This window comes from Gilliamella sp. M0364, from assembly GCF_016100565.1.
GTDB lineage: Bacteria > Pseudomonadota > Gammaproteobacteria > Enterobacterales > Orbaceae > Gilliamella > Gilliamella apis.
The window spans coordinates 87,514-111,480 of sequence record NZ_JACFSF010000002.1 but is presented as its reverse complement, the minus strand read 5'-3'; the positions used below and the strand labels follow the sequence as shown (position 1 = coordinate 111,480).

Here is a 23,967-nt window from a genome sequence, read left to right as displayed (position 1 = left end):
AATAATGAGATTATCAAATCAAACTTTATCACAACTACCTAAGGAGGTAGTTGTTCCAACTTATGATAGAAGCAAAATTAAAACCAAAATTGTTCATCTTGGTTTTGGCGCTTTTCATCGAGCTCATCAAGCAGTTTATACGGATATACTAGCTGCACAGCATGATAGCGATTGGGGATACTGTGAAGTTAACTTGATTGGTGGTGAAGCTCAAATTCAAGATTTAAAACAACAAGATTGCTTATTTAGTGTTTGTGAAATGTCTTATGATAATTGGAATACTCGCGTTGTTGGTATTGCAAAAGAAGCATTACATGCAGATATTGATGGAATACAAAAAGTCTTAGCGGTGATGACTCGTCCTGAAATTGCGATTATGTCAATAACGGTAACCGAAAAAGGCTATTGTTATTTGCCATCGACAGCATCAATTGATACCAATAATCCATTAATCAGTCATGATATTGCCAATCCTCATGCGCCAAAATCCGTTCCGGGTGTCATTGTTGAGGCATTACGTTTACGTAAAGAGCAAGGATTAAAACCTTTCACGGTTATGTCTTGTGACAATATGCCTGAAAATGGCCATGTTACTCGTAATGTTGTTTTAGCACTGGCTAAACAGCGAGATTCTGATTTAGCCCAATGGATTGATGATAATGTGACGTTTCCATCTACAATGGTTGACCGAATCGTACCAGCCGCAACGCCAGAAACTATGGCAAAAATAAATAAACAACTAGGTGGTATTGATGATCCAGCAGGTATTGCAGGTGAACCATTTAGACAATGGGTGATTGAAGACAATTTTGTGGCAGGTCGCCCCCAATGGCATAAAGCTGGGGCAGAACTCGTTGGTGATGTTTTGCCTTATGAAGAGATGAAATTACGCATGTTAAATGGTAGTCATTCATTTTTTGCTTATTTAGGTTATTTAGCCGGTTATTTGCATATTGATGAATGTATGCAGGACCCCAATTATGTTAAAGCAGCTAGACATTTAATGTTAAATGAACAAGCAACTACCTTACGAGTAAAAGATGTTGATTTGTCTGCTTATGCAGATTCATTACTTGATCGTTATCGAAACACGGGTTTAAAACATCGTACATGGCAAATCGCCATGGATGGTACTTTAAAATTGCCACAACGTATGCTTGATTCTATTCGTTATCACTTAGCTGACAATACCTCATTTGATTGTCTTGCTTTAGGGGTAGCTGCTTGGATGCGTTATGTTAGTGGGGTAGATGACGCGGGTAATTCAATTGATGTAAGCGATCCATCAATTAGCAAAATAAAAGAGCTGGTTGCTAATAGTGCCGATGACGAAAATAGAGTAAAAGCACTATTATCTCTAACTCATGTATTTGGTAATGAGTTAGTTAATAATTCGCTTTTCGTTGAAAAAGTTACGACAGCGTATCTTTCTTTACGAGATATCGGCGCTAAAAAGACAGTTGAAAAATTAACGCAATTTTTTTAAAGCTATCAAGATAATTTACTATAGTTAATAACCAAGGTGTAATAGCGCTATTTTGCAATTACACCTTTTTATACGCCCTACTGATGCTATTTTATATATAGACTATTTTTTAAAAATACTTTTCTTATATTTAAAAATCACCTACTATTCACATCAATACAATTGATTATACAAGAATAGGATATGTTTAAACTTATCGAATTAAATATTTCAGAGCCCGTTAATCAACAAGTTTATCGTACATTAAGAAGAGCGATTATTACTTGTCAGGTTTTGCCTGGCATTTTACTTTCTGAAAAAGATATTTCTACGCAATTTAATGTATCACGCCAACCAGTTCGTGAAGCCTTCATCAAATTAGCTGAAGCCGGATTGGTTAAAATTCTTCCGCAACGAGGAACATTTGTAACCAAAATATCGGTTAAAAAAGTGATTGATGGTCAGTTTATTCGTGAAGCAGTTGAATGTGCAATTATTAAACGTGCCGCACAAGAAATTAGTGATGCTGATCTGTTATTGCTCGAAAAAAATCTCAAAGAACAGATTGATGCTAATAAGCGTAAAGATATTCGTTATTTTCTAGAAAAAGATGATGAATTCCACCAAATTTTAATGAATGTTGTTGATTGTCCAATGGCGTGGGAAACCGTCGAAAATATTAAAGCAATGATGGATAGAGTGAGATATTTAACTTTAGAAGATATTTCTCCTCCCGAAGACTTGGTTAAACAACATGAGAAAATCGTTATTGCACTAAAAAAACATGATCCTGAAATGGCTGCTCTTGCGCTTCATGAGCATTTATCTAATATTTTACAAACAATAAATATATTGTCACAACAACGTAATGATTGGTTTGTTGATTAGCTTATTAGTAAATAATAAGATTAAGTTATAAAAAATATATTTATAATGAGATTAATCATTATAAATAATAATTGAGACTTTCTATTATGATACGACAAGTTAAAATTCGAGTGTGTGGTCGTGTACAAGGCGTTGGTTTTCGCTTCTTTACCTATCAACAAGCGACCAAATTAGGTTTAGTTGGTTATGTTAAAAATTTAGATAATGGTGATGTAGAAATAGTCATACAAGGGGATAACATATCAATCGCTAAATTAATACAATGGCTTGAACAGGGCGGGCCAGTTTCAGCCCGTATAACTGCAGTGAATGTTATGGAATTAATTCCTGAAAGCCAGTTAGTCGGTTTTCATATCAAATATTAACTTTATAAATTATAGGTTTTTGCAATAATAACTAGTTGGCTAATCAACGCTATGATATATATGGCTAATATTTATAAAGCATTATTTAATTAATATTTAACGTTTACGCAAATAGCCGAAAACACGATAACCTTCGATTTTCCATAATCCATCTTTATAAATTAACGGGAAAGTTACTCTGCTACTTGCGTTAGGGCCAGGATTTTGCTGAACAATTTCAATTTCATTGTCGCTAACTTTACTGATAATAGCAACATGACCATATTGAGACCATCCCAGTACGATAATATCTTCTACTTTGGGTTTAGTGGTTGATCCATTATGGAACTGAAGTAAATTACGTCTGGTATTTATTTTACCGTCAGGAATGGAATCATCGAAAAAATCTTTTGCATGGCCATAACTATCTGGCATTTTATGATTGAAACGTTCGTAATAGTAGCGTTTAATGAATTCAACACATTGATATTTAAGACCTAAATTATAACCATCTTTAGCTACATTGCGACTACTAACATGATTGATATTGCCATTATAGTAGACTTTAACACCATTAAACTCGTCGATGACCGTGCCAATTTTACTCTCATTAACATTTAAATCAGCATAAGCATAATGATAAAAACTACCTACTTCCAGCATGAATAAAACAATTAATAAATAGAGACTGTTTTTTAATCTAAATAACATATTGATTTCCTATTGATATTTTTTTTATCCTTATTAGGTGATTATGTCTAAATTTTAGACCTAAAAATTAATTATAATAGTTATTTATTACTAAGAAATGTATATATTAATTGCTATATCTGAGCAATTAAATTTTCAATTAAAACATAATATTTTATTTAAATTAAAAGAAAAGCTCATTGTTATGTATTCATTATTAAACACTGTAAAACGTATCTATTAAGATGCTTTGAGACCGTTATCTTATTAATACTAATGTTTATCAATCATTATCAGAATGTCATTTAACTTCTTGCAATGTCAGATATTAATTTAATAAAAAATAAAGTAAAATGAGCTAATATTTAGATGATTTGTCATAATAGTGTGCCTGCGTTATTGATTAATCTTATAAAGGTAATTAACGTAAAGTATGAATAAAAAAAATTTAATCTGTTTCTTACTTCTTATTTTGATAATTGGTGTTTATTATAGTTATCAAAAAGATGATGAGGTGTCGAGCTCGCCATCAAATGCAAGTCTGCCGGAAACACCAATTTATCAAAGTGATGATATGGTAACCAATGTCTATGATTTATCAGGTAATATGGTATATAAAATTGAATCTGGCAAAGTAAAGCATTTTGATAATAATGAAAGTACTGATTTTGATTTACCTAATGTGACACTTTATGATCAGGATCATGCGGCTACTTGGCATATTAAAGCAAAACGCGCAACTTTGACTAATGATAAATTGATCTACCTTTATCAAGATGTCGTGTTAACAAATTTAACCCCAGAATCGCAATTACAACAAGTGTTAACTGATAATGCTGTAGTTGATTTAAAAACACAACTGGTAACGTCTGATGATCCAGTAAAAATTAAGGGAGTTGGTTTTTTCTCAACTGGTTTGGGTTTAATCGGTAATTTACGAGAAAAAACGGCAAATATACTTGAGAATATAAAAACCTTTTATAATAGTGAGGCTCAATAAAAAATGAGATCCAAAAAACAGAAATTTTTTCCGTTATTTTTTATGATATGTGCATCATTTGCTTGTTTTGCTGATGAGCCTAATGAAGCCGCTTCATCTGCCTCAAAAGATCAAAAGATGTTTGTCGATAATAAACCTATTACAGTTGATGCAGATAATCAGCAAATAGATATTGAAAAAAATATTATTACTTTTAATGGGAATGTCCAGATTATCCAAGAAGGTTTGACCATATGGGCAGATAAAGTGGTAATTACTGATATGCAAGACACCAGTAAACAAAAAATAACTGCATATGGTAAACCGGTAAAATATAAACAAATTCTTCCACAAAATAATAAAATTGTGACCGGTCATTCACAACAGGTTATCTATAATGTTAAGGAAAATAACATAGTATTACAAGGTAATGCAGAACTATTTCAACAAGATAATCATATCAGTAGCTCAATCATTACTTATGATGTGAAAAAACAGCAAATTGTTGCACAACCAGGCAAAAAAGGTCGGGTAAAAAGCACTATTATTCCAAGTCAAGTAAAAGAGATGAATAAATAAATGGCAATTTTAAAAGCGGAAAATCTTGCTAAAGTTTATAAAAAACGACGAGTTGTTGAAGATGTTAGTTTAACAGTAAACTCAGGTGAAATTGTTGGTTTACTTGGCCCTAACGGTGCTGGTAAAACTACCACTTTTTATATGGTGGTTGGCATTGTGACTTTAAATGCTGGTAAAATCTACCTTGATGAGCATGATATCAGTATCTTGCCATTACATGAGCGAGCGCAAAAAGGAATAGGTTATTTGCCTCAAGAAGCGTCAATATTTAGAAAACTTTCAGTTATTGATAATATTATGGCTATTTTAGAAACGCGTAATGATATTGATAAAAATGAAAAAATAAATCGAGCAGAAGAGCTACTTGAAGAGTTTCATATTACCCATATCCGAGACAATGTTGGTCAATCATTATCTGGTGGCGAACGACGACGAGTTGAGATCGCTAGAGCATTGGCAGCAAACCCTAAATTTATCTTACTTGATGAACCATTTGCTGGTGTAGATCCCATTTCGGTTATTGATATTAAAAATATTATTAAACATCTACGTGATCGTGGTTTAGGGGTACTGATTACTGATCATAATGTTCGTGAAACACTTGATGTTTGTGAACGTGCCTATATAGTGAATAAAGGACATTTAATTGCTGAAGGTACACCAGACAGTATATTAAATAATGACTATGTTAAACGTGTTTATTTAGGACATGAATTTAGATTATAGATTATGATAAAACAAGGCTTACAACTGAAGGTTTCACAACAGTTGTCAATGACGCCACAATTACAATTAGCTATTCGATTGTTGCAATTGTCGACTTTAGAATTACGTCAAGAAATTCAAACTGTACTTGAAAACAATCCATTATTAGAGATTGCCGATCAGTATGATGAGGTTAATGTTGAACAAGATGAACTAAACGAAAATATTGATACCCGTGAAGCATTGGATAGTCAAGAAATCCCCGAGGATATTCCGTTAGATGCCTCATTAGATGATATTTATACTGCAGGTACACCCTCTGGAACTCACTCTGATTATCGTAATGATGAATTACCAATCTATCAAGGTGAAACACATGAAACCTTGCATGATTATTTAAAATGGCAATTAGATTTAACACCATTTAGTGACATTGATCGTGCAATTGCTGTTTCGATTATTGAAGCTATTGATGACAGAGGTTATCTAACCGTTTCAACTGAGGAAATTCTAGAAGAACAAGGTAATAGTCAAATTGAACTTGATGAGGTTGAGGCTGTTTTAAAGCGAATTTGGCATTTTGATCCAATTGGGGTTGGAGCGAGATCCTTAAAAGAGTGTTTATCTATTCAAACTCAGCATCTAACTCCGCCGGTATTAGTTAAACAGATTATTGATAACTATTTAGATTTATTAGCAAATCATGATTATCGAACATTGAAAAAACGCTTAAATGCTACGGATGAACAGTTAAAAGAAGCCATTAATTTTATCCAGCATTTACAACCTTATCCTGGTGATTCGGTCAATACTTTACCTCCGGATTATGTTATTCCTGATCTTGTGGTAAAAAAGATTGATGGCAAATGGATTGCTGAATTAAATAACGATACTGTTCCGACTCTGCGTATTAATCAACAATATGCGGCAATGGAAAAAATTAGTAATGAAAGCGATAGCCAATATATTCGCGCACATTTGCAAGATGCAAATTGGTTTATTAAAAGCGTCGAAAATCGTAATGAGACACTATTAAAAGTGAGTCAATTCATTGTTGAGCATCAACAAGCTTTTTTTGAAAATGGCGCTGAATATATGAAACCAATGATTTTGTCTGATGTTGCCGAGGCAATTGATATGCATGAATCGACAATATCACGAGTAACAACACAAAAGTATTTACAATGCCCAACTGGCATCTTTGAGTTAAAATTCTTTTTCTCAAGCCATGTTAATACTGAATCTGGTGGCGAAGCATCATCGACAGCCATTCGGGCATTAATTAAAAAATATATTTCCGAGGAAGATGCAAAAAAACCTTTGAGTGATAGCAAATTAGTTTCAATCCTTGAAAATCAAGGCATAATTATTGCTCGGCGAACGGTAGCAAAATATCGTGAGGCATTGTCAATACCACCTTCAAATCAACGCAAACAGCTTTAATATCAATAAACTATTTTATTAATTAGATTAAATATTTCTATTCCCTTTGAATGCGATTGTGTTAATAACTGATTGATTTTGATGATTTAAATATATTATCAATAATTGAATTAAAGGCGCTTACGCGCCTAAATAAACTAATTTAAGAATCTAGGAATTTTATGCTCAAATGAGCTGATAGCATCTTCATGTTGCAGGGTTAAACCAATATTATCTAAACCATTTAATAAACAGTGGCGTTTGAAGGCATCAATTTTAAATGAATATTGTTTATCACCAGCAATGACGACTTCATTAACTAAATCAATAGTGAATTCAATTCCCTCATTGGCTTCAACCAATTTAAACAACTCATCAACTTCTTCTTCAGACAAGTTAACTAATAATAGTTGATTATTAAATGAGTTATTATAGAAAATATCAGCAAAGCTCGAGCCAATAATAGTTTTAAATCCATAGTCGGTTAATGCCCATGGTGCATGTTCACGCGATGATCCACAACCAAAGTTTTCACGAGCTAATAAAATACTCGCGCCTGCATATCGAGGTTTATTTAATACAAATTCTGGATTAGGTTGTTTGCCAGCATCATCTAAAAATCGCCATTCATGAAATGCATGTTGCCCAAATCCGGTACGAGTAACTTTCTGTAAAAATTGTTTAGGAATAATAGCATCAGTATCAACGTTCGCCGCATCTAAAGGAACGACCAATCCTGTATGTGTTGTAAATTTTGCCATGACAAGTCTCCTTAAAACGGTTTGCGAATATCAGTAAAATGACCAGTAATGGCCGCTGCTGCTGCCATTGCCGGACTAACTAAATGTGTTCTGGCATCACGACCTTGGCGACCTTCAAAATTACGATTACTGGTAGATGCACAGCGATCACCCGGTGCTAATTTATCATCATTCATCGCTAAACACATTGAGCATCCTGGTAAACGCCACTCAAAACCGGCATCGATAAAAATCTTATCTAGTCCTTCCGCTTCAGCTTGTTCTCGTACAGGATCTGAGCCCGGTACGACAAGGGCTTGAACGCCATCGGCAACTTTACGACCTTTGGCAACTTCAGCAGCGGCACGCAGATCTTCAATACGGGAATTAGTACATGATCCAATAAACACTTTATTGATCTTAATATCAGACATTTTAGTTCCAGCGGTTAACCCCATATAGGCTAATGCTCGTTCAGCTGAATGTTTTTCAATTGGATCGGAAAAATCTTGAGGATTTGGTACTTGAGAATCAATAGCGGTTACTTGACCAGGATTAGTTCCCCAAGTTACTTGCGGAGCAATATCTTTTGCTTCTAAAGTCACAATCGTATCAAAGTGTGCACCTTCATCGGTTTTTAATGTTTTCCAGTAAGCAACAGCTTGCTCAAAATCTTCACCTTTAGGTGAAAATTGACGACCTTTTAAATATTCAAAAGTGGTTTCATCTGGTGCAACTAATCCAGCTTTGGCCCCCATTTCAATGGCCATATTACATAATGTCATTCGGCCTTCCATTGACAAAGAGGTAATTGCTTCGCCACAGAACTCCACGACATGACCTGTACCACCTGCACTGGTGGTTTTACCAATGATTGCTAGAATAATATCTTTGGCGGTAATGCCATCAGCGACTTTACCTTTGACCTCGATTTTCATCGTTTTAGCGCGACCTTGTTTCAATGTTTGGGTAGCTAAAACGTGTTCAACTTCCGATGTCCCAATCCCAAAAGCTAATGCACCAAAAGCGCCATGTGTTGCGGTGTGTGAGTCACCACAAACTATCGTCATACCCGGTAATGTCATCCCTTGCTCAGGACCAACAACATGCACAATACCTCGTAATGGACTTTGTAAACCGTATAAAGAGACGCCAAACTCTTCTGCATTTTTAGCTAATTCGGTTAGCTGAATTCGTGCCATCTCACTACAAGCGCTTAAATCATTACTTTTCGTTGAGGTGTTGTGATCCATGGTGGCGAAGGTTTTATGCGGTTGTCGGACTTTACGATTCATTGCTCGTAAACCATCAAAGGCTTGAGGAGAGGTGACTTCATGAACCAAATGACGGTCGATATACAAAATAGGCGTTTCATTAGGTGCTTCATAGACAACATGTGCATCATATAATTTTTGATACAATGTTTTTGGTTTTGTAGACATTGCTTATATTCCTTTAATATTCTTGCAAAAGGGTCAATACGATCGATTAACCCTTACTTTAAAAATTAAATTAAACGACAAATGGTATCGCCCATTTCATCGGTAGAAACATAACTACCACCACGAGCAAGATCAATAGTGCGAGTACCTTGTTCTAAAGCTTTGTTAACTGCATTTTCAATAGCTTTAGCAATATCATCACGTTTTAAACTATAACGAACTAACAGTGCTAATGATAAAATTTGTGCAGCAGGATTAGCAATATTTTTACCTGCAATGTCAGGCGCACTACCACCAGCAGGTTCGTATAAACCAAAGCCATCTTCATTTAAACTGGCAGAAGGTAACATTCCCATTGAGCCGGTAATCATGGCGCATTCGTCTGATAGGATATCACCAAATAAGTTAGAACAAAGTAATACATCAAATTGCGCAGGATCTTTCACTAATTGCATAGTGGCATTATCAATATACATATGCTCTAATGTGACATCTGGGTACTGTTTAGCTACTTCACTTACAACTTCACGCCACAAAATAGAAGTTTGTAGAACATTTGCTTTATCTACTGACGTTACTTTCTTGCGACGGATTTTCGCTGCTTCAAATCCCATACGGGCAATTCGTTCAATTTCAAAGCGGTGATAAACTTCAGTATCAAAAGCACGCTCTTGAGGGCCAGTTCCTTCACGCCCCTTAGGTAAACCGAAATAGATACCACCAGTTAACTCACGCATACATAAAATATCAAAGCCACGTTTAGCGATATCTTCACGTAACGGACATAACTCTTCTAAACCTTGGTATAAACTAGCAGGGCGCATGTTGGCAAATAATTTAAAATGTTTGCGTAATGGTAATAGAGCACCGCGTTCAGGTTGTTGGTCAGGTGGTAAATTGGTCCATTTTGGACCGCCAACCGAGCCAAATAAGATAGCATCAGCTTTTTCACATCCTTCTAACGTCTCTTTTGGTAATGGGAAACCGTGAATATCAATTGCTGCACCACCCACATCATATTCACTTGTTGTAATGGCTAGGTTATATTTTTGACGAATAACTTCTAACACTTTATAGGCTTGTTTCATCACTTCTGGGCCTATACCGTCACCAGGTAGTACTGCAATATGGTAATTTTGTGACATATCTATTCCTTAACAATCTAATTATATTTTAAATATTTCGTCATTAAGTAACGAAACAATATTTACTTTTTAGTATTGGTGCAATTTTTGTTTTTGTTCTGCAACCTGATTTGATCTATAAACATTATTTAACACATTAATTAATGCTAATGCTGATGAATGAACAATGTCGGTAGCAAGCCCAACTCCATGGAATTTACGTCCTTTATATTCGGCAACGATATCGACTTGACCCAAGGCATTTTCACCCTGTCCTTTAGATGCTAATTGATATTTCACAATTGAAATAGGTTCGCCAGTAATACGATTTATCGCTTGATAAACAGCATCAACAGGGCCATTACCTGTTGCTGCATCTGAATATTTTTGATCGCCAATAATTAAACTAACTGAAGCGGTTGAAACGACAGTAGAGCCAGATTGTACATTAAAATAATCCAATACATAATGCTCTTCATCATCTTTAAGTTGATTAATAAAAATTAATGCTTCTAAATCATAATCAAAAACCTGGCCTTTTTTATCGGCAAGTTCTAAAAAGGCTTGGTAAACTTGATCTAAATTATAATCATTATCCTGATAACCTAATTCAGCTAAACGATGTTTTACTGCAGCTCGGCCTGAACGAGAAGTTAAATTTAATTGGATTTGATTTAAACCGATCGACTCAGGGGTCATGATTTCGTAAGTTTCGCGATTTTTTAACACCCCATCTTGATGGATGCCGGATGAGTGCGCAAAGGCATTACTACCAATAACCGCCTTGTTAGACGGTATTGGTGTATTGGTAATTTGGCTGACGATTTGACTGGTACGATAGATCTCTTGATGATTAATATTGGTGTGAACGTTTAAGATATTTTGGCGGACTTTAATCGCCATAATAACCTCTTCTAAAGCTGTATTACCAGCGCGCTCACCTAAACCATTCATCGCCCCTTCAATCTGCCTAGCACCTTCTTGAATCGCGCTAATCGAGTTAGCCACCGACATGCCCAAGTCATCATGACAATGAACAGAGATAATCGCTTTATCAATGTTCGGGACACGTTCAAATAAGGTATGAATAATGCCACCAAATTGATAAGGGACAGTATAACCGACAGTATCCGGTATATTGATCGTGGTTGCCCCTGCTTGAATTGCTGCTTCAACAATCCGACATAAGTTATCAATTGGGGTACGGCCTGCATCTTCACAAGAAAACTCCACATCATCTGTATAATTACGTGCACGTTTAACACAGTGCACAGCCTGTTCAACGACATCTTCAAATGTCATTTTTAATTTATCTTTAACATGTAACGTTGATGTTGCCATAAAAGTATGAATACGAAATTGATCGGCTACTTTTAACGCTTCGGCGGCAACATCAATGTCTTTATCAATACAACGAGACAACGCACAAACACGACTATTTTTAATGGTTTTAGCAATAGTTTGTACTGATTCAAAATCACCTGGAGATGAGATAGGGAAACCAACTTCCATTACATCTACCTGCATTCTTTCTAATGCTAAAGCTATTTGAAGTTTTTCTTTAACACTTAAACTTGCTTGTAACGCTTGTTCACCATCACGTAATGTTGTGTCAAAAATAATAATTTGATCGCTCATTGTTATTTCCTTTATATTTTAGCGCTATCTCGGTATTTCAAGTTAAGAAAACAAAAAACCCGCACTTTAGCGCGGGTTCTTGTTAATTTGTCGAGTTAATTATTAAATCACTTTTACTCCACACACAAGCTATCCGCGCAAACTGATGCGAGGAGGAGGCTGAGTAGGAGGTTAGTATATTTAATCATTAACTGCTCAATTATTATATGTATGAATAAAATATTGACACTATTTCTATCAAAAAAAGGCTCTAATGTCAATAATAAAAATTGATTAAATCAAATAGTCATCTATAACTAATATAGTTATTTTGTTGAAATAGTTCATTCAAACATTAATCAGAAACGCAAATTACTCTTAAACCTTCAATTTCTTGTGGAAGCTTTTTAATACTACCATCGTTGAAATCAATTGCGTAAAACTGGGTTCCTGTTGGGTATCGATTTACAGGGTCTTCATTGCAATTGTCATCATCATCCCATTCATCCCAGCCGTTAAAATTAATATTGCGTGATTTTATTTTAAATGATCGATTTTTTTTCATTAAATCATTATACTCATCTTGGTCGTTAACCTTTTTCCATGTCCAAAATACATTTGATATCTTATCGCCTTGAGCATTTTTATTAGGATAAACTTTATTAATTGTATTACCCCATTCAGCTAATAAAAAGTTAACTTCACGGATATAATGATTGTTATTATTTTGACCAAATTTGTAATTATCATAAAGAGCATTGGTCAAAATTTCTGGACCTCCAGGATACATAGCTATTCCTTTACAAGAACAATATTGTTCTGCATATTTTTGTGCTTTGACGGTTTCATTAGAGATATAAAACCAATATTCTATTTCAAAAGAATAAATTACCCTATCACCTACTTTTAATGAAAATTCAGTATAATTTGTCAAATCAGCATCATCTTCGCTAACTTCTTTCTCAAAATTTGGACCATTAAATTCAACTCTAAGCTGATTATTTTTACCACTTAATTTTAATTCAATCGGGGAGTCTAATGGTTTTTTTATATAACTGATGTCCTGCCATTTTGCCCCTGATAATATGACATTAAAATATAATTTATCTGCTGCTGTGGTAGGAAACCTCTCCCAAGAATCAATAATCTCGGTAGCTTTAAACCCTTTATTTGGAATCCAAATTTGGGTATCGTCTTTTTCCCATGGATATTTATTAAAAAAATTATCATATTCATGCTGTGTGTAAGCAAATGAGGGGGAACCTTTTTCTAATGAAGGTTGTAGCCAACAGACTTTAGGTAAACCAGTACCAGATGATCTAATATAGTAAGTTTTGCTGACGCTAGGATAGTTATTAATATTAGGTAATCCATAAATGGTTGAAAGTTCTGAATCAGTAGTCTCTAAAGTTAGTGTATAATAGCCTACACAACTGTCTAATTGATCATTCAGTTTGATCTGATTATTTTTATTATCTTTAATTTCTAGTTTTAAAGTTCCAGTTGCTTTAAATCCATCATCACCATCATTATCTTCAAAATATTGTTTATCAGTTAAAATTGTTTCGAGCTCTACTTGTTCATTTTGATAACCTGAAATTAATGTGACAATTTTATCAAAAGTATCAATAGATTCAGGTAGATCAATTATTTCATCAGGAGAAGAGTTAAAATCAGAGTGATAATAGATTAAGTTTGGGTCTTCAACTGACGTTGGTTCACTATTGGATGGTGTTGTTTGAGAATGATCACCATTTTTTTAATAGCTATCCAGAGTAGATCAGAGATATCGGAAGGTGTCCTATCTTGATTTGCTGAAATATAGGGAGGTGTACCATTAATGGCTGAAGCGGTTACTTCAGTTAATGCCGAGACTGAAAAGCTATAAAATAGACTTAATATAACAATAAGAGTATATAATTTTACAGCTACAGTTTTACCCGTAAAAATAACGTATTTTCTATCCATGATGACGTCTTTAAATTAGCACATTTTCCATTGCATTGCTTTTAAGTAAATATTCTTTATAAGTATTTATATTATAATAATATTAATTGTTTTTATTGTAAATCATTTGGCGGTTTATTTTGTTTAAATTATGTTCTTAAAAAAACTAAAAATAGTCTTTTCTTTTAGCATTGATGAATTGTTTAAGTTGACAATATTTCTATATAATAATATTTAATTATAGTAACTAAGTTACTACTAATTAAATTTGATTGATGCTATATTCCTATAAGCATTTAAATCGTAATTTTGGCAAAGATATCTGATTAATCAAATTTAAAATTTCTATTAAGTATTATTTACTCACAATTAATAAGATGGGGTCAAAAGATGAACATTGTCGAAATTTCTCAAAAACGCTATACCACCAAACATTATGATAAAACTAAAAAAATTCCTAAAGAAAAAATAGAACAATTACTTACAGTTTTAAGAAACAGTCCGTCTTCAGTTAATTCACAACCGTGGCATTTTTATATTATTGATAATGATGCTGCTAAAGATAAAATTTTACCGGCCATAGCAGAATTTAATCAGCCACGCGTAACCGATTCATCTCATACTATTTTATTTTGTATTAAATCACCTTTAGAAGATGCGCATTTGGTTAATTTGCTTAACCAAGAAGAGAAAGATGGACGATTACCATCATCCGAACTTAAACAAACTCAGGATGAGTCAAGACGTTTCTTTGTCACTAAAAACAGTAAGACAATTGAGTCCCAACAAAGTTGGGAAGGTAAACAAACTTATTTAGCATTAGGACAATTACTTTTTGCCGCCGCTGCTATTGGTGTTGATTCTACCGCTGTGGAAGGCTTTGATTGTGACAAAATGGATGAAATTTTGGAATTAAAACGAAAAGGCCTAAAAAGCCTAGTTATTGCAACATTAGGTTATCGCTCTGAAAATGATGGTAATGCCCATCGTCCAAAATCGCGGTTACCAAAAGAACAGATTTTTACATTTTTATAAAATGACAAAAAATATTCTCCATATTAAATGAATATGGAGAATATCCACCCAGACTTTATTGCAACATCTTTTCGGCTAGATGAGCCAATATCATTGCACTTGAATTGATAAGTTTTTTTAAACTAATAGGCTAGAAAATTCATCAAATGAAGTAACTAGGGTTGTTTCTTCGAACGTTTCTAAATCTTCCTCTTTTAATAAATCCATACATTTTTTATTGGCCGTCATTAGTGGAAAATCTGAACAAGTAAAAAGCATCGGATATTGGTGAATAAGTGAATAAATAGCTTTTTCTAATTCAATATGATCACAAGGACTTAAAATATCGATTGATGAGACTATACTTTCATCCTCTTCGTCAAAAGAGAAAATTAAGGTACAAGAGTTAGATATAATTTTGTCATCATAAATCTCATCTCCATATTCTAATGAATATTCTTCATCATTTACTTTCGTGCAATACGGACTAAATGCATTTAAAACCATGTTTTGCCGAACAGAGTTATCCATTGCAATAATGCCATATTCAATTCCCATACTATTTTTTCCTTAAATACGTATAATTGAGGTAAAAATCAATAATTATCAGTATAGAACCATAAAGTGAAATAGTAAATAGTGATGCACAAAATTAGAACGGAATTCAAATGGGTTAAAACTGATAGTTTAATTAATCTTTCAAACATTCATTATTAATTAGTGAATTGATATATAATAAATTCATTACATTCTTACAAATAACGCTAGACCAAGCTTTCAGAATCATTACAATATACGCCATCAATCATCTAGTAATATCATTGAGTTGCTAGTTTTAATTAATTAAACGGATAATGTTTTATGGCGCAATATGTCTATACCATGAACCGCGTGGGGAAGATTGTTCCTCCTAAACGCTATATTTTAAAAGATATTTCTTTAAGTTTTTTTCCGGGAGCTAAAATTGGTGTTCTCGGTTTAAATGGAGCAGGTAAGTCTACATTATTACGCATTATGGCTGGCGTAGATACCGAGATTGAAGGTGAAGCTCGTCCGCAACCGGGTATTAAAATCGGTTATTTACCTCAAGAACCTAAACTTGACCCTAAACAAACTGTACGTGAAGCAATTGAACAGGCGGTTGGTGATGCTAAAAACGCATTAGCCCGCTTAGATGAAGTCTATGCCGCTTATGCCGATCCTGATGCCGATTTTGATAAATTAGCGAAAGAACAAGCCGAGCTTGAAGCCATTATTCAATCGCAAGATGCTCACAATCTTGATAACCAATTAGAGCGTGCAGCTGATGCCTTACGCCTACCGGATTGGGATGCGAAAATTGAAAATTTATCAGGTGGTGAGCGTCGTCGTGTTGCTATCTGCCAATTATTGCTTGAAAAACCAGATATGTTATTAATTGACGAACCAACCAACCATTTGGATGCTGAATCGGTTGCTTGGTTAGAGCGTTTTTTACATGATTATGAAGGTACAGTGGTTGCTGTTACCCATGACCGTTACTTCTTAGATAATGTTGCTGGTTGGATTTTAGAACTTGACCGTGGTGAAGGTATTCCATGGGAAGGTAACTACTCATCTTGGCTTGAACAGAAAGATCAGCGATTAGCTCAAGAAGCGGCAATCGAATCGGCGCGTCGTAAATCAATTGAAAAAGAATTAGAGTGGGTACGGCAAAATCCAAAAGGTCGTCAAGCAAAAAGCAAAGCACGGTTAGCGCGTTTTGAAGAATTAAATAGCAATGATTACCAAAAACGTAATGAAACCAACGAGCTCTTCATTCCACCTGGGCAACGTTTAGGTGACAAAGTCATTGAGGTGGCTAATTTAACCAAATCATATGGCGATCGCGTATTGATCGATAACCTCTCATTTAGCATTCCTAAAGGGGCAATCGTTGGTATTATTGGGCCTAATGGTGCCGGTAAATCAACGCTATTTAGAATGTTATCAGGCAAAGAACAACCGGATTCAGGCACTATTACTTTAGGTGATACCGTCCAACTTGCTTCTGTCGATCAGTTCCGCGATAGTATGGATGATAAAAAAACCGTTTGGGATGAAATTTCTAATGGTCAAGATATTATGCGCATTGGTAATTTTGAGATCCCAAGTCGCGCATATGTGGGGCGTTTTAATTTCAAAGGCGTTGATCAGCAAAAACGTGTTGGTGAACTGTCTGGTGGTGAACGAGGGCGTGTACATTTAGCTAAATTATTACAAGTTGGTGGTAATGTACTATTACTTGATGAACCGACCAATGATCTTGATGTCGAAACCTTGCGCGCGCTGGAAAATGCCTTATTAGAGTTTCCGGGCTGTGCTTTAGTGATTTCACATGACCGCTGGTTTTTAGACCGTATCGCCACTCATATTTTAGATTACCAAGACGAAGGACATGTTGAGTTCTTTGAAGGTAACTTTACTGAATATGAAGAGTGGAAAAAACGCACTTTAGGAGCAGAAGCGCTTGAACCTAAACGAGCTAAATATAAACGTATTAGCAAATAGCTTTTAAGCTCCATTCTATCTACCGCCGATGGTTATCGGCGGATTGTCTTATCATCGCCATATAGTCAACTTTTAAAGCAATGATTTTGATGTTTTAACTAACTTAGCGAAGGTATCGGTTAATAATTTAGGAATGGCTGTAATACCACGCGCTTTAGCATCATCACAAACGGCAATCGCTAAATCTGGTTTGGAACTTTTGTGGATCGCTTTTTGAATAATTTTCGGTACTGACATATCAATATGGGCAACAGTATTATAAGCAGCTAACTTATATACGTGACTAAAACCATGTTTAAAGAGAAAATTTTCAATGTCACGGGCTGGCAATACGGTGATATAATCATTTAAATTTTCGCCGGGTGCACATTGTGATTGTACCGTCTCAGCATATTTTTTCCCTGCCATATCACCATCAGTAATCACATACCAGCGGATCCCCATTTTGTTGGCATAGTGAATTAATGGTTTTAAACCACATTGTGCAAATTCTAACAATTGGATCCCCTCTGAACTTAGATGATAGCCACTTTGTTCGGCAAGCTCTCTAAGTAACCATACTTCAGTCTCACCTTCAACCAGCAACCAACAACGGGCAAATAGCGCAGTAGGGCGTCGATAAAGAACATGGAACAAAATGCGTCGACTATCGCCAACACTTAACCCATGAGGAGCAATATACTTACTGACAATTTGATCGGGTTGGCGGATCAATCGGTAAATACTCTCTAATGGAAAGAGAGACACTAAATCACTTGAGTTAGAGGTAATAATTTTTTGGGTAGGTAAATTTTTTAACAATCGGAAGCCAACCGATAAAATAATTGGATGTAACTGGCTTTCAGGTTCTTCTAAAACTAAAATTGGCACTGAACTGTGAGAGAGAGGATTATCTCCTTTAGCATTAACAATCGAACCAAATATACCTAAAAGTGCGGTGCGAAGATAATCATTATCTAAATCATCTAAGACATTATTGATTCGTTCGAGCGAATTCCAATCCTCGGTTTTCGGGCTATTTTTTTGTGCTAATTGTTTATATTTAGATCGTTGTTGAGAATCAACAAAATAGTATTCTAATAACGAACGAGCAGCTTGTAAGCCACGATTAAGCTCATCTTGACTTAATTGTGCCGAGTGTGCTTTTAATTGATCAGATAGTTGTTCAATAAAGTATTGTGATAAAGGTTCATTTGTGACAGGTAAATCCTTAGCATTCACTGAATTTTTAAGCGGCATGACTGGATTTAAGTTAATCAAAATAGCGATTAATAATTTTGGATTATCTAGATTTAACCTTTCACCATATTCATCCAACAAATAATGTTCAGTGATAATAGTATCACCATTTTTTTGGGCATTAATTTGGTAAGTAATTCGATATAGATTGTCTGCTGGTGAGCGATAACTAACTGCTGTCAGAGGCTGATAAGCTTGTTCAGTTAATTGATTTGCATAAGATTCACAATAAACAACATTTATTGAAATGTGATTACCATCATCCTTATCATAATAGAAATCTGAATCTACAAATTGATAAAATTTATTATCTAGAGTTAGCAATTTTAATGCACTGATTAAACTCGATTTACCCCATTGGTTTTCACCAATAAGTACGCTAGATTTAGCATTAAGCTTTAACGAAAGTTGCTTAATCCCCCTAAACCCTTTGATATCAATTTGTTCAATAAACATGCCATTTCCTTATGATTAAAGATGATACTTTTCAGTTCTTTTAGCGATGCGCTCAGCTTTTTGCTTAGCACTAGCAATTAATTTATGTTCATCGCGCAAAATGGTTTTAATTGGTTTATTAAAATAGTTTCTTAAAAAACGCCAAATATCACGTTGGTTAAGTCCAATATTGATTGATGAAAAGTAAAGTCCAATTAAATCTTTATCACGCCAACGGGTAGGAACTTTATTACGTGTTTGTGCACGATGAAGATCAATTACCGAGAGTTTTATTTGCTGATTATTTTCAAATAAAGGTAAATCCAATAAAAAATGACATAAATAACAATCACGATGATTCACGCCTGCTCCATGCATTTTTGCGGTCATATTTGCTAAATAAATAGTTAATGATCGTTTTAAATGGTAGCTAGGTGGGTTAGTTAGCCATGGTTTAGTAAAATCTTCTAAACTGATAGTAGGATTAAGGTCTTTGGTAATAATAAAAGAGTGTCGGGTCAGAGGATTTAATCCTTTGCGTCCAAATGCTCGGCCATCCATCGTATTCACGCCAGCTTGCTCTAAACGATGAATCGCATCCCACTCTTGTTTCGCATCTAAAACCGGTAAGCGTAGCGAAATCAGATTTTTTACAATTTCTTTAACCGTTGTGCCACGATGAATTTTAATAAAATAGGATTGGCCATCTAATTGAAAATTAAGGGTTTTACGTTGTTTGACTGCACGGTAAACTTTACCTGAAATTAATTCCACTTCATTAAATGGATCTTTACCTTGCCATAATTGTTGAAAGGGTGATTTAAGTTTAATCTCATTCATAATGACATCCTAAAATAATGTCTGCTGCTCGTTGGGCTAAATGATATAAATCTTCACTATTACCATAAGCAATGGCATTGTTATGCCAATTAAGCCATTGCTCTTTATCTCTAATTGATTGTTCTAACGCTTGATCTAAAATGTTTTGCTTATAAGGTTCTGGCAACACAACACCGGCATTAGCTTGGCTAATGTGATAAGCATATCCGGAAATACCTGATACGATCACTGGCACGCCTGCCGCTAACGCTTCAATCAAAACCATGCCGGCGGCTTCTTGTCTAGCCGGATGCAACAATAGATCGGCGGAAAATAAAAAATCAGGGATATCATTGCGACCAGAAAAGAATCTCACCTGTTTAGCAATAGCTAACTCATCTGCTAACTTTTGATATGCCTCTGATTTATCTTGGCCAACCACCAAATAAGTAACTTTTTGCTTGAGGTCATTAGGTAAAGCCGCAATTGCTTTCAATGTGCGATCGACGCCTTTACGTTTAAAATCTGAGCCAATTTGCACAATCACAAAATCATCTTGGCCAATTTGATTAGATTGTCGAAATTGTTGACGTTTTTGAGGTGAATCAACGCTATATTTTCGATCTAACGCAATGCCGGGTGGTAATAAAAAGAATCGTTCATCTTGAGTATGATAATGGTTTTTAAAATCTTGAATTTGTTGCTTAGTTAAAGCCATGATTTTGGTGGACGAACTAGGAGCAAATACCGCTTGTTCAAATGCCAAATAGTGTTTACAACGTTTTGATAGTTTATAAAAAAAGCCTTTATGGGCGGCTTTTTCAGCAAAACATGTATCGCCAGCAAAATAGACATCCAAGCCCGGCATTTTGTTAAAACCTACCACACAATCTACAGGATTGCTTTGTAAGTGAGCCTTTACCCAATGGTAATAAGCTTGATTACGGCTATGGTTAGATAATCCTTTTTTCGGAACGATGATGATATCAAAACCAGCTGGTTTATCGCCTTGCCAATCCAATACATAAACACGGATTTGATGTCCTCGAGCTTGGCAAGCAGTAGCAATTTGCAAAAAATCGCGTTGCAAACCGCCAAAAGGGAAAAATTTATAAATACAAAAAGCTAGTTGCATGCAGATTATCTCAAATAATAAAACATCATTATATACTTGTTGTTAACAAAGGTACAAAAATACCCAGATGTTAATAATTATTTCAAACATATTTGTATGTGGCAATATACAATAAACCTATTGTTTTAACAGTAACGAAACGGAAAATTCTAGATTAAATAGCCTATTATTCCTAATACATAGCTATATTTTAATTTATTAAAACGTGTTCAGATGAATTTATAAGTTCTATATCTAACGAGTAAATATGTTGGCTAAAAAATTTGAGGAGAGGGGTTTTTGAAGCGGAAATTTATATAATTTAATTAACAAATTCAGTTTTTATCGCAACTATCAGTATTAAAAATAGGCGTTCCTCAAAATTTTTAAAATATTAATTATAATTTATTGTTTGAAAGAATAGGTATCACCAATAGCACTACCTTGAGCACCAAATTGTCGTAAATTATGATCAACTGCATTCATTGATTGCCAATGGGTTTCACACCAATCAGGTGCCAGTAAGGTTGGTTTTCTGGCATTGGCTGAAATCCTATGGTATAAAATATTGGCTGGTGTTTGTCGAATAATATCACCGGCAATATCGACATAATCTTCAAGAGATAACACATTGATCCGCCCAGCTCGCCATGCTTTGGCCATTATACTGCCTTCAACAATATGTAACGGATGAATTTTTAAACCATCAACGCCACTGTCTAATACTTTGTTTAAAGTGATGAGATTGTCGGTTTTATTTTCTTTGGGTAAGCCAATAATAAGGTGAGTACACACTTTAATACCTAATTGCCGTGCTTTTTGTACCGTTTGGTGATAATCCGCAAAGGTATGACCTCGATTAATATGGTGTAATGTATTGTCATGAGCGGTCTGTAATCCAAGTTCTAACCAAACTTCATAGCCGCTGGATTGGTAATGTGCCAGCAAATTAAGAGCTTCATCGGGAACACAATCAGGGCGAGTACCGACGCAAAGACCAACAATGTCGGCACTGTTCAGCGCTTCTTGATACATATTTTTAAGAATTTCAACTTCAGCATAGGTACTAGTATAAGCCTGAAAATAAGCAAGGTATCGTTTAGATTTTTTCATCTGTTGCGCTTGCGACATAAGCTGCTGCGAAATTGATTTCACCTGTATAGACTCATCAATGATTGACGCTACATTGCAAAAGGTACAGCCACCCTGACCAATGGTACCATCACGATTGGGACAGCTAAAACCACCGTGTAAAGTGAGCTTATAGATTTTTTCGCCATAGCGACGTTGCAAATCCGAACCAAATGTATTAACGACTAAATGAAGTTGCATGCGATACCAAATAAAATTTTTGCTTATTCTACCAATATATTTCAGATACTCAATTGCAATTAAGCTAGCGATTATGATTTATAAAATTATTATTCTAACTATCTATAAATATTATTTATAACTTCAAAAAAAGATTGAAATTAAAGGTCGATTAAGTAAGGATAATAGTTCATGATGTTTTTTTGTGCTAATTAAATACTGAAGTCGTTACGTTGATGTAATTGCTTACAAGGAGCCAATATGTTTAGTAAACAAATGACTATTGCTGAATATGATCAAGAATTGTGGAATGCCATTAAAGGTGAAGAACAACGCCAAGAAGATCACTTAGAACTTATCGCATCGGAAAACTATACCAGCCCAAGAGTGATGCAGGCGCAAGGTACGCAGTTAACTAACAAATATGCGGAAGGTTATCCCGGTAAGCGTTATTACGGTGGTTGTGAATATGTTGATATTGTTGAGCAATTAGCGATTGAACGTGCTAAACAGTTATTTGCAGCAGATTATGCCAATGTGCAACCACACTCAGGCTCACAAGCCAATTTTGCTGTTTATATGGCATTGTTAAAACCCGGTGATACGGTGCTAGGCATGAACTTGTCACAAGGAGGGCATTTAACGCATGGTTCACCGGTCAGTTTTTCTGGTAAGCTGTATAATGTGGTTGCTTACGGCGTCGATGAAACTGGACATATTGATTATGAGCAATTAGCCAAAATAGCCTTAGATTCAAAACCAAAAATGATTATAGGTGGTTTTTCTGCTTATTCAGGGGTAGTTGATTGGCAACGGATGCGCGAAATAGCAGATAGTGTTGGTGCTTTCTTATTTGTCGATATGGCGCATGTGGCTGGTTTAGTGGCGGCCGGTGTTTATCCAAACCCAGTACCATTTGCTCATGTTGTGACGACAACGACGCATAAAACCCTCGGCGGACCGCGTGGTGGTCTTATTTTGGCCAAAGGTGGTAGTGAAGAACTTTACAAAAAATTGAATTCTGCTGTCTTTCCTGGTGCGCAAGGTGGTCCGTTGATGCATGTCATTGCTGCCAAAGCTGTTGCCTTAAAAGAGGCGATGGAGCCAGCTTATAAAGAATATCAACAACAAGTTGTAAAAAATGCCCAAGCGATGGTTGATGTGATCATCAAACGTGGCTACAAAGTCGTGTCTGGCGAAACCCAAAATCATCTATTCCTAATTGATTTAGTTGATAAAAAGATAACTGGTAAAGAGGCGGATGCTGCTTTAGGTAGTGCTAATATTACCGTGAATAAAAATAGTGTGCCAAATGATCCGCAAAGTCCATTTGTAACATCTGGTGTGCGAATTGGTACCCCAGCTGTGACTCGTCGAGGTTTTAAAGAAGAAGAGTCTCGCGAATTAGCTAACTGGATTTGTGATGTGTTAGATAACATTGATGACGAACAAGCTATTCAAGCGGTTAAACAAAAAGTATTGGCGATTTGCCGACGATTACCGGTTTATCAACATTAATAAGAAAATTTCGCCGACATAATGTCGGCGAAAAATATTATAGCCT

22 protein-coding genes are annotated in these 23,967 nt (G+C 35.1%); 10 read left to right on the top strand and 12 right to left on the bottom strand.

All coding sequences use genetic code 11. From position 1 onward, the window contains the following. The first annotated feature begins 4 nt into the window (after positions 1 to 4). From H3U96_RS04260 to yccX, 3 genes are all read left to right on the top strand, one after another. A complete protein-coding gene (locus H3U96_RS04260; protein ID WP_198195715.1) occupies positions 5 to 1,486 on the top strand; it encodes a mannitol dehydrogenase family protein in 1,482 nt (493 codons plus the stop codon). 183 nt (positions 1,487 to 1,669) lie between these two features. Continuing rightward, the gene (locus H3U96_RS04255) at positions 1,670 to 2,353 is read left to right on the top strand and encodes a GntR family transcriptional regulator (RefSeq protein WP_034902847.1); all 684 of its coding nucleotides are present in this window, start codon (positions 1,670 to 1,672) and stop codon (positions 2,351 to 2,353) included. Between the two features lie 86 nt (positions 2,354 to 2,439). Beyond that, on the top strand, positions 2,440 to 2,718 hold the full coding sequence (gene yccX, locus H3U96_RS04250) for an acylphosphatase (RefSeq protein WP_065578099.1): 279 nt from the start codon (positions 2,440 to 2,442) through the stop codon (positions 2,716 to 2,718). Between the two features lie 96 nt (positions 2,719 to 2,814). On the opposite strand, the gene H3U96_RS04245 is transcribed toward yccX, so the two are convergent. Continuing rightward, positions 2,815 to 3,408, bottom strand: a complete 594-nt coding sequence (locus H3U96_RS04245; protein ID WP_065578098.1) for a CHAP domain-containing protein — start codon at positions 3,406 to 3,408, stop codon at positions 2,815 to 2,817. 412 nt (positions 3,409 to 3,820) lie between these two features. Here H3U96_RS04245 and lptC point away from each other — a divergent pair, with 412 nt between their 5' ends. From lptC to H3U96_RS04225, 4 genes are read left to right on the top strand one after another with little or no spacing between them, the layout of a single operon-like run. Then, positions 3,821 to 4,387 carry an LPS export ABC transporter periplasmic protein LptC gene (gene lptC / locus H3U96_RS04240; protein ID WP_086357479.1) on the top strand — a complete coding sequence of 189 codons (567 nt, stop codon included), beginning with the start codon at positions 3,821 to 3,823 and terminating at the stop codon, positions 4,385 to 4,387. A 3-nt stretch (positions 4,388 to 4,390) separates the two neighbouring features. Further along, on the top strand, positions 4,391 to 4,945 hold the full coding sequence (gene lptA, locus H3U96_RS04235) for a lipopolysaccharide transport periplasmic protein LptA (protein ID WP_086360201.1): 555 nt from the start codon (positions 4,391 to 4,393) through the stop codon (positions 4,943 to 4,945). Beyond that, entirely contained in the window at positions 4,946 to 5,671 is a 726-nt protein-coding gene (lptB, locus tag H3U96_RS04230) for an LPS export ABC transporter ATP-binding protein (RefSeq protein ID WP_034902834.1), read from the top strand. Positions 5,672 to 5,677: 6 nt separating this feature from the next. Continuing rightward, positions 5,678 to 7,093 carry an RNA polymerase factor sigma-54 gene (locus H3U96_RS04225; protein WP_086360238.1) on the top strand — a complete coding sequence of 472 codons (1,416 nt, stop codon included), beginning with the start codon at positions 5,678 to 5,680 and terminating at the stop codon, positions 7,091 to 7,093. A 137-nt stretch (positions 7,094 to 7,230) separates the two neighbouring features. Here H3U96_RS04225 and leuD read toward each other — a convergent pair whose 3' ends face one another. From leuD to H3U96_RS04195, 6 genes are all read right to left on the bottom strand, one after another. After that, positions 7,231 to 7,833, bottom strand: a complete 603-nt coding sequence (leuD, locus tag H3U96_RS04220; RefSeq protein WP_086360200.1) for a 3-isopropylmalate dehydratase small subunit — start codon at positions 7,831 to 7,833, stop codon at positions 7,231 to 7,233. Positions 7,834 to 7,844: 11 nt separating this feature from the next. Then, a complete protein-coding gene (gene leuC, locus H3U96_RS04215) occupies positions 7,845 to 9,254 on the bottom strand; it encodes a 3-isopropylmalate dehydratase large subunit (protein WP_086360199.1) in 1,410 nt (469 codons plus the stop codon). Between the two features lie 65 nt (positions 9,255 to 9,319). Beyond that, a complete protein-coding gene (gene leuB / locus H3U96_RS04210) occupies positions 9,320 to 10,399 on the bottom strand; it encodes a 3-isopropylmalate dehydrogenase (RefSeq protein WP_086360198.1) in 1,080 nt (359 codons plus the stop codon). Between the two features lie 69 nt (positions 10,400 to 10,468). After that, the gene (gene leuA / locus H3U96_RS04205; protein WP_198195714.1) at positions 10,469 to 12,016 is read right to left on the bottom strand and encodes a 2-isopropylmalate synthase; all 1,548 of its coding nucleotides are present in this window, start codon (positions 12,014 to 12,016) and stop codon (positions 10,469 to 10,471) included. Positions 12,017 to 12,350: 334 nt separating this feature from the next. Continuing rightward, a complete protein-coding gene (locus tag H3U96_RS04200) occupies positions 12,351 to 12,929 on the bottom strand; it encodes a hypothetical protein (RefSeq protein ID WP_086360197.1) in 579 nt (192 codons plus the stop codon). A 755-nt stretch (positions 12,930 to 13,684) separates the two neighbouring features. Beyond that, the gene (locus tag H3U96_RS04195; protein ID WP_086360195.1) at positions 13,685 to 13,963 is read right to left on the bottom strand and encodes a hypothetical protein; all 279 of its coding nucleotides are present in this window, start codon (positions 13,961 to 13,963) and stop codon (positions 13,685 to 13,687) included. Positions 13,964 to 14,332: 369 nt separating this feature from the next. Here H3U96_RS04195 and nfsB point away from each other — a divergent pair, with 369 nt between their 5' ends. Further along, the gene (nfsB, locus tag H3U96_RS04190) at positions 14,333 to 14,977 is read left to right on the top strand and encodes an oxygen-insensitive NAD(P)H nitroreductase (protein WP_086361790.1); all 645 of its coding nucleotides are present in this window, start codon (positions 14,333 to 14,335) and stop codon (positions 14,975 to 14,977) included. A gap of 117 nt (positions 14,978 to 15,094) precedes the next feature. Here the strand turns inward: nfsB and H3U96_RS04185 are convergent, their stop codons facing one another. Next, the gene (locus tag H3U96_RS04185; RefSeq protein ID WP_086361037.1) at positions 15,095 to 15,514 is read right to left on the bottom strand and encodes a hypothetical protein; all 420 of its coding nucleotides are present in this window, start codon (positions 15,512 to 15,514) and stop codon (positions 15,095 to 15,097) included. Between the two features lie 303 nt (positions 15,515 to 15,817). Between H3U96_RS04185 and ettA the strand changes: the two genes are divergently transcribed. Further along, a complete protein-coding gene (gene ettA / locus H3U96_RS04180) occupies positions 15,818 to 17,485 on the top strand; it encodes an energy-dependent translational throttle protein EttA (RefSeq protein ID WP_198195713.1) in 1,668 nt (555 codons plus the stop codon). A gap of 72 nt (positions 17,486 to 17,557) precedes the next feature. Here the strand turns inward: ettA and H3U96_RS04175 are convergent, their stop codons facing one another. The 4 genes from H3U96_RS04175 to H3U96_RS04160 form a co-directional block, all read right to left on the bottom strand. Continuing rightward, positions 17,558 to 19,180, bottom strand: coding sequence for a DUF2813 domain-containing protein (locus H3U96_RS04175; protein WP_086361036.1), 1,623 nt, complete (start codon positions 19,178 to 19,180; stop codon positions 17,558 to 17,560). A gap of 15 nt (positions 19,181 to 19,195) precedes the next feature. Next, positions 19,196 to 19,999 (bottom strand): lipopolysaccharide core heptose(I) kinase RfaP, encoded by an 804-nt coding sequence (gene rfaP, locus H3U96_RS04170; protein WP_086361035.1) that lies wholly within the window; start codon positions 19,997 to 19,999, stop codon positions 19,196 to 19,198. After that, positions 19,992 to 21,113, bottom strand: a complete 1,122-nt coding sequence (locus H3U96_RS04165; RefSeq protein ID WP_086361034.1) for a glycosyltransferase family 4 protein — start codon at positions 21,111 to 21,113, stop codon at positions 19,992 to 19,994. The genes rfaP and H3U96_RS04165 overlap by 8 nt, the downstream gene beginning before the upstream one ends. A 384-nt stretch (positions 21,114 to 21,497) precedes the next feature. Next, entirely contained in the window at positions 21,498 to 22,424 is a 927-nt protein-coding gene (locus H3U96_RS04160) for a TIGR01212 family radical SAM protein (RefSeq protein ID WP_086361033.1), read from the bottom strand. 240 nt (positions 22,425 to 22,664) lie between these two features. Here H3U96_RS04160 and glyA point away from each other — a divergent pair, with 240 nt between their 5' ends. Further along, positions 22,665 to 23,921, top strand: a complete 1,257-nt coding sequence (gene glyA / locus H3U96_RS04155; RefSeq protein WP_086361032.1) for a serine hydroxymethyltransferase — start codon at positions 22,665 to 22,667, stop codon at positions 23,919 to 23,921. The last annotated feature ends 46 nt before the right edge of the window (positions 23,922 to 23,967 follow it).

Excerpts from the sequence above, each read along its gene's own strand:
- leuD (WP_086360200.1), bottom strand. The coding sequence starts at position 7,833 with ATGGCAAAATTTACAACACATACAGGATTGGTCGTTCCTTTAGATGCG.
- nfsB (WP_086361790.1), top strand. The coding sequence starts at position 14,333 with ATGAACATTGTCGAAATTTCTCAAAAACGCTATACCACCAAACATTAT.
- leuB (WP_086360198.1), bottom strand. The coding sequence starts at position 10,399 with ATGTCACAAAATTACCATATTGCAGTACTACCTGGTGACGGTATAGGC.
- leuC (WP_086360199.1), bottom strand. The coding sequence starts at position 9,254 with ATGTCTACAAAACCAAAAACATTGTATCAAAAATTATATGATGCACAT.
- leuA (WP_198195714.1), bottom strand. The coding sequence starts at position 12,016 with ATGAGCGATCAAATTATTATTTTTGACACAACATTACGTGATGGTGAA.
- glyA (WP_086361032.1), top strand. The coding sequence starts at position 22,665 with ATGTTTAGTAAACAAATGACTATTGCTGAATATGATCAAGAATTGTGG.
- lptB (WP_034902834.1), top strand. The coding sequence starts at position 4,946 with ATGGCAATTTTAAAAGCGGAAAATCTTGCTAAAGTTTATAAAAAACGA.
- H3U96_RS04175 (WP_086361036.1), bottom strand. The coding sequence starts at position 19,180 with ATGTTTATTGAACAAATTGATATCAAAGGGTTTAGGGGGATTAAGCAA.
- H3U96_RS04245 (WP_065578098.1), bottom strand. The coding sequence starts at position 3,408 with ATGTTATTTAGATTAAAAAACAGTCTCTATTTATTAATTGTTTTATTC.
- rfaP (WP_086361035.1), bottom strand. The coding sequence starts at position 19,999 with ATGAATGAGATTAAACTTAAATCACCCTTTCAACAATTATGGCAAGGT.
- lptA (WP_086360201.1), top strand. The coding sequence starts at position 4,391 with ATGAGATCCAAAAAACAGAAATTTTTTCCGTTATTTTTTATGATATGT.
- yccX (WP_065578099.1), top strand. The coding sequence starts at position 2,440 with ATGATACGACAAGTTAAAATTCGAGTGTGTGGTCGTGTACAAGGCGTT.
- lptC (WP_086357479.1), top strand. The coding sequence starts at position 3,821 with ATGAATAAAAAAAATTTAATCTGTTTCTTACTTCTTATTTTGATAATT.
- H3U96_RS04165 (WP_086361034.1), bottom strand. The coding sequence starts at position 21,113 with ATGCAACTAGCTTTTTGTATTTATAAATTTTTCCCTTTTGGCGGTTTG.
- ettA (WP_198195713.1), top strand. The coding sequence starts at position 15,818 with ATGGCGCAATATGTCTATACCATGAACCGCGTGGGGAAGATTGTTCCT.
- H3U96_RS04260 (WP_198195715.1), top strand. The coding sequence starts at position 5 with ATGAGATTATCAAATCAAACTTTATCACAACTACCTAAGGAGGTAGTT.
- H3U96_RS04255 (WP_034902847.1), top strand. The coding sequence starts at position 1,670 with ATGTTTAAACTTATCGAATTAAATATTTCAGAGCCCGTTAATCAACAA.
- H3U96_RS04160 (WP_086361033.1), bottom strand. The coding sequence starts at position 22,424 with ATGCAACTTCATTTAGTCGTTAATACATTTGGTTCGGATTTGCAACGT.
- H3U96_RS04195 (WP_086360195.1), bottom strand. The coding sequence starts at position 13,963 with ATGGATAGAAAATACGTTATTTTTACGGGTAAAACTGTAGCTGTAAAA.
- H3U96_RS04185 (WP_086361037.1), bottom strand. The coding sequence starts at position 15,514 with ATGGGAATTGAATATGGCATTATTGCAATGGATAACTCTGTTCGGCAA.